Raw genomic sequence first — 10,020 nt, forward strand, 5'->3', positions numbered from 1 at the left:
CGCGCAACTACAATAACTTTACTACACTTGCCTAAAGCATGATAAAAATGGACTTTTATGACTTTAGCCTGTGTTTACAGTCGAGCGCGCATCGGGCTCGAATCACCGTTAGTGACCGTAGAGGTGCACTTAGCCAATGGTTTACCTGCCTTTAATATTGTCGGCTTGCCAGAAACGTCCGTCCGTGAAGCGAAAGACCGCGTCCGAAGTGCCATTATCAATTGTGGCTATGAGTTTCCTGCCAAACGCATCACAGTGAATTTAGCGCCAGCAGACCTACCGAAAGAGGGCGGGCGTTTTGATCTGCCTATTGCCGTAGGTATCCTTGCCGCCGCGGAGCAAATTCCCAGTAACGATTTACAGCAATATGAATTTGCCGGTGAATTGGCATTATCGGGTGAGTTACGCGCAATCATTGGCGAAATACCGCTAGCGATGGCGTGTAAAGCCAGTACGCGCACCCTTGTATTACCTAGCCCGAACGCTGAGCAAGCAAGCTGGGTACATGATGTTAAAATATTAAGCTTGTCGCATTTGCAGCAACTATTTCCGCACTTTTTGCAGCAACAAACCTTGCCGTTAGTCGCCAATAAGCCCTTACCCAACTACCAAGCCGCATGCGAGCATGATATTGCAGATGTAATAGGGCAGCCATTAGCAAAACGTGCCTTAGAAATTGCCGCCAGTGGCAGGCACAACTTACTGTTTATCGGGCCACCGGGTACTGGCAAAACTATGTTAGCAAGCCGCTTACCTGGCATTTTACCGGCAATGACTGAACAAGAGGCGTTATCAAGTGCCGCCATACAATCCATTTGTCACCAAGATATTCGTCCAGACACTTGGCTGACACGTCCATTTCGCGCTCCACACCATACCGCTTCTTCTGCAGCCCTAGTCGGCGGTGGCAGTCATCCACAACCGGGAGAAATTTCCTTAGCTCATAATGGCGTGTTATTCCTTGATGAGTTACCCGAGTTTGAGCGCAAGGTTCTGGATGTATTGCGTGAGCCTATGGAGTCAGGCGAGGTCACAATTTCTCGCGCTTTAGTTAAACAAACCTTTCCAGCACAATTTCAACTAGTCGCGGCCATGAACCCAAGCCCAACGGGATTTTATAATGACAGGCGTAGTACGCCAGAGCAGGTTTTACGTTACCTTAACCGTTTATCTGGCCCCTTTTTAGACCGTATTGATATTCAAATTGAGGTCACGAGATTACCCAAGGGAATGTGGGCCAATGCCAATGAAAAAGGTGAATCAAGTCATACCATTCAACAGCGGGTAAGTCGCTGCCACCAATTACAAATCAAGCGCCAAGGTAAAGCCAATGCGCAACTTACTAGCGCAGAAGTTAGACGTTATTGCGCGCTGACACCTGACGACAATGATTTTTTGGAGTTAGCGATAGAGAAGCTAAACTTATCAACCCGTGCGCATCATAAAATATTGAAAATTGCCCGCACCCTTGCCGATATGGAAATGCTTGAAAATATCGAACATAAGCATTTAATTGAAGCCTTGTCGTACCGAGCTATGGACAGAATTTTGCGGCACTTAACTGACTCAGTTGCTACGGCGTAATGGCGGCAATAAAAGCTTGAATCAAAGGTTGGTCTTTACTTTGGTTTAGGCAACACACACCAAGCTCGAACGGCTCAATGGCACCCACCTCGGTTAAATATTGTACTCTGTCTTTCACTGGGCTATTTTCCACCACCACTTGTGGCACTATGCCGACGCCGCAGCCCAGCGCCACCATGCTCACTAACGCTTCATGACCAGAAACCGTGGCATAAATATTAGCTTTGCCTTGTTGTTTTTTCCGATACCAATATTCAAAGCGTTTTCGCGCTGGGCCATGCTCAGGCAAAATAATGGGTACCTCTGACCAAACAAAGTCTTGTTGAATTTGTTGCTGCACCTGACAAACCATAGTCGGCGCGATCACCGCAAGCGGAATAGTGGCTAAATGATGAAAACTAAAAATACGCGATAATTGCTCGGGCTTTGCCGCAATGGCAAAGTCTACTGCTTGCTTTTCTACTTGCTCTAGCGCATCGGCAGCATCACCTGTGGTTAGCATTATTTCTACTAGTGGATGCTGTTGACGAAAGCGCTCTAATAATGGTGGCAGGTGGCTATAAGCGGCGGTTACAGAGCAGTAAATACGCAGTTTCCCTTGTAATTCTGCCTGCTTTTGATGCAGCGACAACTGCAATAATTGCCACTGCTCCAGTTGTTGTTCAGCATATTGATAAAACTGCTTACCGGCTTCACTGAGCACCACAGTGCGATTATCTCGATGTAACAAGGCACTACCCAATTCCTGCTCAAGTCGCTGTACAGCGCGGCTTAGCGTAGAAGGACTGACATGATGTTGTTCTGCGGTTTTAGCAAAATGTAATGATTTTGCTAAGTCTATAAACATGCGTAACGATTTTAACTCCATAACCCTTGCTCATTGAGATTAATCTGATCTGCAGTTTATTGCGAAATACGCAACACTACAATGCAAATATATCATTTTAAGCAACAGAGTATTTTCGTTAAGATGGCTGCAAGGTCAAAATACAGACTATTAACTAATTTACTTGGCAGCACCAAGTGCAGGAGAAAAACGATGGCTAACTATTTCAATACATTAAGCTTGCGTGAAAAATTAGCGCAATTGGGTCAATGTCGCTTTATGAAGCGAGAAGAATTCAGCGACGGCTGTAATTTTATCAAAGATTGGAATATTGTTATTGTCGGCTGTGGCGCACAAGGCTTAAACCAAGGACTCAACATGCGCGACTCGGGCTTGAATATTTCTTACGCCTTGCGTGATGCCGCCATCGCAGAAAAGCGCCAATCATATCAATGGGCGACAGAAAACGGCTTTACGGTTGGTAACTATCAAGAGTTAATTCCTCAAGCCGATCTTGTTTTAAACCTAACCCCAGACAAGCAACACACTTCTGCAGTTAATGCGGTAATGCCGTTAATGAAAGAAGGCGCGACGTTAGCCTATTCGCATGGCTTCAACATTGTTGAAGAAGGTATGCAAATCCGCCCTGATATTACCGTGGTGATGGTGGCGCCTAAATGTCCTGGCACTGAAGTACGCGAAGAGTACAAGCGTGGCTTTGGCGTACCTACGTTGATCGCAGTGCACCCTGAGAATGATCCACAAGGCAACGGTTGGGCTATCGCTAAAGCCTACGCTTCAGCTACAGGTGGCGACCGCGCGGGTGTTTTAGCGTCATCATTTATCGCTGAAGTGAAGTCAGATTTAATGGGCGAGCAAACCATTCTTTGCGGCATGTTGCAAACTGCCGCCATTTTAGGTCACAAACAATTAGTGGCACAAGGCGTTGATGCCGGTTATGCCCGCAAGCTTTTACAATACGGCATTGAATGTGTAACTGAGGGCTTAAAGTACGGCGGTATCACCAACATGATGGACCGTTTATCTAACCCAGCGAAAATTAGAGCCTTTGACATGTCGCTAGAGTTAAAAGAGATTTTACGTCCGTTATTCCAAAAGCATATGGACGATATTATCGAAGGGCGCTTTTCTGAAGGTATGATGGCTGACTGGGCGAATGGCGATGCTAACTTGTTAAAATGGCGCGAACAAACGGCCGAAACCTCATTTGAAAAAGCGCCGGCATGTGACATTGAAATTACCGAACAAGAGTACTACGACAAAGGCATATTTGTGGTTGCTATGGTCAAAGCCGGTGTTGAGCTAGCGTTTGACGCTATGGTAGATTCAGGCATTATTGACGCTTCGGCTTATTACGAATCGCTGCATGAAACGCCACTCATTGCCAATACCATTGCCCGCAACATGTTGTATGAAATGAACGTGGTTATTTCTGATACCGCAGAGTATGGTAATTACCTATTCTCGCACGCAGCAGTGCCTTTACTCGAAGAGTTTGCAAGCAAGCTGACATTAGAAGATTTAGGCGAAGGCTTAAAAAATACGTCAAACGGTGTCGATAATGCGCGCTTAATTGAAGTAAACGAAGCAATACGCAGTCATGGTGTTGAGGCTATAGGTAAAGAGTTGCGTGGTTATATGACCGACATGAAGCGCATTGTAGAAGCAAACGCCTAACCGTAAACCTATGCGTTAGCATTGCACGACTATGGTTTGCACCAAGTCACATCACAGGCGGTATTGGCTCTATTGAGTCAATACCGTTTTTTTATTATCCAAGCTCATAACCGTCGAACGCATGTCGGTTTTTTCAAACATTGGTGTCACTTGGTTGGTTATATGATCAATATGGCGCGCATTATCAATATTACTTAGCGATAAATGCGCGTATTAACCATAAGCTTAAACTCTGACTTGTCCATCGCCGATAACAACAAATTTTTCTGTGGTTAGCGCGGTTAATCCCATCGGGCCATAGGCATGGAGCTTACTGGTGGATATACCGATTTCTGAGCCTAGCCCTAACTCTCCGCCATCCGAAAAACGCGAAGACGCATTGACCATCACCACCGATGAATTAATTGTGCGAACAAAGCGTTGGCTGCGACTGGTATCTTGCGTGACAATAATTTCGGTATGATCTGAGCTATAACATTGGATATGCGCCAATGCTTGCGCAAAATTATCGACAATTTTTATTGCTATTTCTGCTGCTAAATATTCCGCTTGATAATCTTGCTCTGTAGCTAATGTAGCATGGCTAAAATAAGGCAAACTTTGCTGACACGCATGAACTTTGACCTGCGCTACCTGCAATGCTTCGGCAATTTTTGGCATGAGACTTGTTGCAATATCCGCATGTACCAGTAACGTTTCTAGCGCATTACAGGCGCTCGGGCGTTGAGTTTTGCCGTTAAGCAAAATATTAATCGCCTTGGTGGTATCGGCATATTTATCAATAAATAAATGGCATACGCCTTTAAAGTGCTGAATAACAGGGATTTGACTATTTTCGCTGACATAGCGAATTAAACCTTCGCCGCCACGCGGGATCACTAAGTCAATGCTCTGGCGCTGCCTTAATAGCTGCTCAATCACCTCACGACGGGTATCCGGAATCACCGTGATGATATTTTTATCAATATCAGCCTGCGCTAGTACCTGATGCAAGCATTTTGCTATAGCAAGATTACTATGAATAGCTTCAGAGCCGCCGCGTAAAATTACGGCATTTCCAGACTTTAAACATAAAGCAGCGGCCTCAGCGGTAACATTGGGGCGGGCTTCATAAATCATGGCAATCACCCCAAGCGGGATACGCATTTTACCTACTTGCATACCGTTCGGTCGTAGCACCATGTTATCAATATGACCAACAGGATCTTCTAAACGGGCAATTTCTCGAATTGCGTCTGCGATATCTTGCACTCTTTGCTCTGTTAGCAATAACCTATCAAGCATAGCGTCAGTTAAGCCTTTGGCTTTACCCGCCAAAATATCTTTGTTATTTTCCGCCAAAATCATTGCACCATTGGCAACGATGGCATCAGCAATATTTAGCAACAGCGCATTTTTTTCATGGCTAGACAACTGCGCTACCGTTAATGACGCCTGCTTGGCTAAGTGCGCACTTTTTACTATATCGAACATGTCTTTTATCCTAGCTTTTTATGAGTTACTCGATTGCAGCATCACCATATCGTCGCGGTGAATAACAACTTTGCTGGGGCAACAACCTAATATGGTTGATATTTCATCACTTTTCACGCCTTTAATACGCTCAAGATCACGATAGCTATACTGACAGATACCTTTTGCGATACCTTGCTGGGAATTACCATCATAAATATCAATACAATCGCCAACATTAAAGCTACCCGCAAGCTTTATTACCCCAGACGGCAATAACGAAGCTCCTTGCTGTATGAGTGCATTAACAGCACCAGCATCTAAATAGACTTTACCACTACTTTTTAGGGTGTGCTTTAACCAATGTTTGCGCGCGCGCGTCGCACCTTGCTGGGCAAGAAAGTGGGTACCAGGGTTCTCGCCCCGCAGTATTGCTGCAAATACTGGGTCACGGCGACCATTTAAAATATAAGTGTCGATACCATTTTCAACCGCTTTTTCAGCCGCTTGGATTTTGGTTTTCATGCCGCCCGTGGCGATATGGTTATTGGTTGCCCCTGCTAAGGCATAAATACTCGCATCGATTTTTGCAATTTCTGGTATCAACTGAGCATTTGGGTTTAGCCGTGGGTCTTGTTCAAACACCCCATCAACATCGCTTAAAATAAATAAGCTATCAGCATCACTTACTAACGCAACTAACGCCGCTAAATTATCATTATCCCCCACCTTTAACTCTTCGGTTGCCACGGTATCATTTTCATTAACGATGGGAATGACACCATTTTGCAGTAATATTCTAATGGTGTTTTTGATATTCATGTAGCGTTGTCGATCTTTTAAATCGCCATGGGTGATCAATAATTGACTACAAGGAACGTCAAAAAAGCGCTGCCAATTGGCCATCATCTGCATTTGACCAACCGCAGCCATCGCTTGTTTGGTGGGTATCGAGGGGTTGGGCGAGCCGTGAGCAATCAAACCTCTACCCGCCGAAACACTGCCAGAGGAGACTAAAATAATTTCTTTGCCTGCTTGTTGGCATTGGCTGATAAAGCGCGCGATTGAAAGTAAATATTTACCACTACACCCTTGACCTTCAGGTGAAACCAAGGCACTACCAACCTTTATCACCACGCGATTAAATTTCATGATATCCCCTCATTATTTAAGTGCCTTAGCTTGCCTTGAAAAGTAACCCTTTGGCAATAAATTTTTCCATTAACCATAGACTTGTTTGCTATTTTTTAATGCTTTATTGCATAAAAATGCTTAACTCATTATTTTGCTAAGCTAATACTGAAAACTACTCGCTTATTTTGCCGCTCAATAATTTAATGATGCGTTTTTATCCATCTTGAATTATTGACTAAGCATATACTGCGTATATCTAACAACAAAAACATCGTGTGATATTTACCTCATAACTGGCACTTTTGTGACTTTCATCACGATTTAGTATATCTTCACACATAAGTACTAACTCATTTTTTTACTCAGCACCTTGCTATGCAAACTTTAAGATTAACAAATACCTTAATCTTGCTATTATACGCAGATTAAAAAGTTTGCTTGTTAATTCAGTTAATGTCACTTGTTTTAGCTGATGCATTTTTGATACTAATTTTTGGGTCGCAACTATGTTAAATTTTTTACCTAGTCCTATCATTGCCTGTCTTACGCTGCTATTTTACCTCTGCAATACTTTGCTTTGGCTGATCCCCATATTGGTGTTCTCATTATTAAAGGCCTTAATTCCGTTACCTTTTTGGCAAAAAATCTTTAGCTATTTACTGGATCAAATGGCCAGCAACTGGGTATTTTTAAACACCTTTAATCAAAAATTATTCACCAAAACAAAAATTTCAGTCACCGGCCTTGAGCAATTAAAAATGAATGACTGGTATTTAGTCATTAGCAACCATCAAAGTTGGATTGATATCTTAGTTTTACAGCGGGTGTTACATGGCAAAATTCCATTTCTGAAATTCTTTTTGAAAAAAGAATTAATCTATGTGCCATTTTTAGGTCTAGCATGGTGGGCGCTCGACTTTCCGTTTATGAAGCGATATAGCCAACATTTTCTTAAGCGCAACCCTCACCTTAAAGGCAAAGATATAGAAACCACCAAAAAGGCTTGCGAGAAATTCAAGCATAAGCCGGTCAGTGTCATGAACTTTATTGAAGGCACGCGCTTTACAACGGCAAAGCACCAACAACAAAACTCGCCGTTTAAAAAACTGTTAAAGCCTAAAGCTGGAGGCATTGGCTTTGTATTACAAGCCATGAAAGGTAACCTCAGTAAAGTGCTAGACGTCACCATTTACTACCCGGACGGTGATCCGAATTTTTTTGATTTTATCGCTGGAAAGATAACACGCGTAAACATTGTCATCAAAACACAAGACATTGATGAATCACTCCAAGGCGACTATGTTAATGATCGTGCGTATAAAATCCAGTTTCAAAAATGGGTCAACCAACTTTGGCTAGATAAAGATCAAACCTTGCTCGAACTCGAAGCACAAGCAAACAAGGATAACTAATGCAGGCAATTATTACATCATGGTTAAGTGAGCAAGGTATTCATGCCAGTTATCTGACATTAGCAGCTAATTGTATTGGTGTACTACTGATCTTAACCATAGCGGCCATTGGTTTTTATATCACTAAAAACACTGTGCTATCGGTTATTGATAAGATAATTCGTAACTCCAAGAATACTTGGGATGATCAGCTTTTTGAAAGCCAAGTATTTACCCGCGCCGCCACATTAGTCCCTTCGGTGTTAGTGCTATTATTAACACCGATATTTTTAGACGCTGACGCCGCGATCTCAGTATTGCTCATACTCGTGGTAAGAATTGCGTTATGTTTTCAAGTGGCGCGCAGCATAAGTGCGATACTGAATGTCATCAATACCCTTTATCAACAAACCGCCAGCGAACGCTATTTACCGCTAAATTCAACATTACAAGTGATCAAGCTAGCCATTTATTTAGTGGCGGCCATCTTAGCCATCTCATTATTGTTAGACCGGTCACCGTTATACTTATTAAGTGGTTTAGGCGCCTTAACCGCGGTACTAATTTTAGTGTTTCAAGACACCATCAAAGGTTTAGTGGCTAGCATACAAATTTCCGCCAATAGAATGGTGGCGCCGGGGGACTGGATTGAGCTGCCTAAATATGGCGCTGATGGTGATGTTATTGAAATAGGTATCAACACCGTCAAAGTCAGAAACTTTGATAAAACTGTCACCACAGTACCCACCTATGCCTTAACGAGCGGCTCATTTAAAAACTGGCGTGGCATGTTTAGCTCTGATGGTCGCAGAATTAAACGCGCCATCATCATAGATGTCAGTAGTATTAAGTTCTACAATCAGGCGCAACTTGACGAGTTAAAATCTGTGCAACTGCTTAGCGATTACCTTGAGAAAAAACTAGCAGAAATACAAGCACAAAAAACTGATTCAGAGCCAAATTCAGAGCTAACCGTTGCCACCATTAATAGTCGACAACTCACCAATATTGGTACCTTTAGGGCCTATATCACCGCGTATTTACAACAACACCCGAAAGTGCAAAAAAATATGACCTGCATGGTTAGGCAATTACCCGCAACAGAAGTAGGCTTGCCCATCGAGTTATATTGCTTTAGCAATGACAAAAAGTGGATCAACTACGAAGCCATTCAAGCGGATATATTTGACCACCTGTACGCCGCGGCCCCCCTGTTTGGTTTGCGGGTGTTTCAGCACCCGAGCGGTTACGACTGGCAACAGGCCAAGGTTAACGCTGACGCATAACCCCTTCTTGCATAGTAGAGGCAACTAAAACCCCCGCTTGGTTAAATATTTGCCCTCTAACTAAGCCTCTACCGCTGCTGGCCGAAGGGCTGTCAACACAATATAACAACCACTCATCAAGTCGGAAGGGTCGGTGGAACCACATGGAATGGTCGATAGTGGCTAATTGAAAGATGATTATTATATTGGATATCAGGTGAGTCCAACAGCAGAGTTTTCTCAATGGGCTGAAATTATCAAGGCTTTTATAGAGTATTATCGAGATGACAAGGTAGGTGTATTAAGAAGGCAAACACAATTTGCAGGAAAGCTAGCTGATTATTTATTTGTTTATCTAAAAAATTATTATCAAGCATCAGAAAATACAGTAGGTGAGTTACCTAATAAAATCGACCAGTTTTCCAGGTAGTGTTTAGAAATCTTTGTCATTTCAGTATTATTAATAAAATAGGAGTGACACATGACTCAATCTTTCGACTTCAACAAAGCATTAGCTGAACTTCAATCTGGTAAAGGTTTAACAGGTGAAGATGGTGTTTTAACACCGCTTATCAAGCAATTAACCGAAGCCGCTTTAAAAGCGGAGCTAGAACAACACTTAGGAGCAGATCCCGAGCCTAATCGTAAGAACGGTACAAGTAAGAAAACC

The 10,020-nt window shown here is 43.1% G+C and carries 8 protein-coding genes and 2 pseudogenes; 6 read left to right on the forward strand and 4 right to left on the reverse strand.

From position 1 onward, the window contains the following. The first annotated feature begins 57 nt into the window (after positions 1-57). Entirely contained in the window at positions 58-1,584 is a 1,527-nt protein-coding gene (locus B6K83_RS16755; protein WP_085286015.1) for a YifB family Mg chelatase-like AAA ATPase, read from the forward strand. Here the strand turns inward: B6K83_RS16755 and ilvY are convergent. Further along, positions 1,574-2,452 carry an HTH-type transcriptional activator IlvY gene (gene ilvY / locus B6K83_RS16760; RefSeq protein WP_085286016.1) on the reverse strand — a complete coding sequence of 293 codons (879 nt, stop codon included), beginning with the start codon at positions 2,450-2,452 and terminating at the stop codon, positions 1,574-1,576. The genes B6K83_RS16755 and ilvY overlap by 11 nt on opposite strands. Positions 2,453-2,623: 171 nt before the next feature. Here ilvY and ilvC point away from each other — a divergent pair, with 171 nt between their 5' ends. Continuing rightward, positions 2,624-4,108, forward strand: coding sequence for a ketol-acid reductoisomerase (gene ilvC, locus B6K83_RS16765; RefSeq protein WP_085286017.1), 1,485 nt, complete (start codon positions 2,624-2,626; stop codon positions 4,106-4,108). Between the two features lie 225 nt (positions 4,109-4,333). Here the strand turns inward: ilvC and B6K83_RS16770 are convergent, their stop codons facing one another. Further along, positions 4,334-5,581, reverse strand: coding sequence for a glutamate-5-semialdehyde dehydrogenase (locus B6K83_RS16770; protein WP_085286018.1), 1,248 nt, complete (start codon positions 5,579-5,581; stop codon positions 4,334-4,336). Between the two features lie 18 nt (positions 5,582-5,599). Further along, positions 5,600-6,712, reverse strand: a complete 1,113-nt coding sequence (gene proB, locus B6K83_RS16775; protein WP_085286019.1) for a glutamate 5-kinase — start codon at positions 6,710-6,712, stop codon at positions 5,600-5,602. Positions 6,713-7,200: 488 nt separating this feature from the next. Between proB and B6K83_RS16780 the strand changes: the two genes are divergently transcribed. After that, on the forward strand, positions 7,201-8,106 hold the full coding sequence (locus B6K83_RS16780; protein WP_085286020.1) for an acyltransferase: 906 nt from the start codon (positions 7,201-7,203) through the stop codon (positions 8,104-8,106). After that, positions 8,106-9,371: a mechanosensitive ion channel family protein gene (locus B6K83_RS16785; RefSeq protein WP_085286021.1), complete on the forward strand. Its 1,266-nt coding sequence runs from the start codon at positions 8,106-8,108 to the stop codon at positions 9,369-9,371. The genes B6K83_RS16780 and B6K83_RS16785 overlap by 1 nt, the downstream gene beginning before the upstream one ends. Here the strand turns inward: B6K83_RS16785 and B6K83_RS16790 are convergent. After that, positions 9,355-9,540: pseudogene (locus tag B6K83_RS16790) on the reverse strand (acyl-CoA thioesterase II); the annotation flags it as partial. The gene B6K83_RS16785 and the pseudogene B6K83_RS16790 overlap by 17 nt on opposite strands. On the opposite strand from B6K83_RS16790, the gene B6K83_RS18230 reads away from it, so the two are divergent. Beyond that, the gene (locus B6K83_RS18230) at positions 9,538-9,780 is read left to right on the forward strand and encodes a hypothetical protein (protein WP_198951703.1); all 243 of its coding nucleotides are present in this window, start codon (positions 9,538-9,540) and stop codon (positions 9,778-9,780) included. The pseudogene B6K83_RS16790 and the gene B6K83_RS18230 overlap by 3 nt on opposite strands. Positions 9,781-9,831: 51 nt before the next feature. After that, positions 9,832-10,020, forward strand: a pseudogene (locus B6K83_RS16795) (IS256 family transposase); the annotation flags it as partial.

The sequence above is a fragment of the Colwellia chukchiensis genome (assembly GCF_002104455.1).
GTDB classification, from domain to species: domain Bacteria; phylum Pseudomonadota; class Gammaproteobacteria; order Enterobacterales; family Alteromonadaceae; genus Cognaticolwellia; species Cognaticolwellia chukchiensis.

Bases quoted from the DNA above. Each gene is read 5' to 3' on its own strand.
- ilvY (WP_085286016.1), bottom strand. From the start codon at position 2,452: ATGGAGTTAAAATCGTTACGCATGTTTATAGACTTAGCAAAATCATTA.
- B6K83_RS16785 (WP_085286021.1), top strand. From the start codon at position 8,106: ATGCAGGCAATTATTACATCATGGTTAAGTGAGCAAGGTATTCATGCC.
- B6K83_RS16780 (WP_085286020.1), top strand. From the start codon at position 7,201: ATGTTAAATTTTTTACCTAGTCCTATCATTGCCTGTCTTACGCTGCTA.
- B6K83_RS16755 (WP_085286015.1), top strand. From the start codon at position 58: ATGACTTTAGCCTGTGTTTACAGTCGAGCGCGCATCGGGCTCGAATCA.
- proB (WP_085286019.1), bottom strand. From the start codon at position 6,712: ATGAAATTTAATCGCGTGGTGATAAAGGTTGGTAGTGCCTTGGTTTCA.
- ilvC (WP_085286017.1), top strand. From the start codon at position 2,624: ATGGCTAACTATTTCAATACATTAAGCTTGCGTGAAAAATTAGCGCAA.
- B6K83_RS16770 (WP_085286018.1), bottom strand. From the start codon at position 5,581: ATGTTCGATATAGTAAAAAGTGCGCACTTAGCCAAGCAGGCGTCATTA.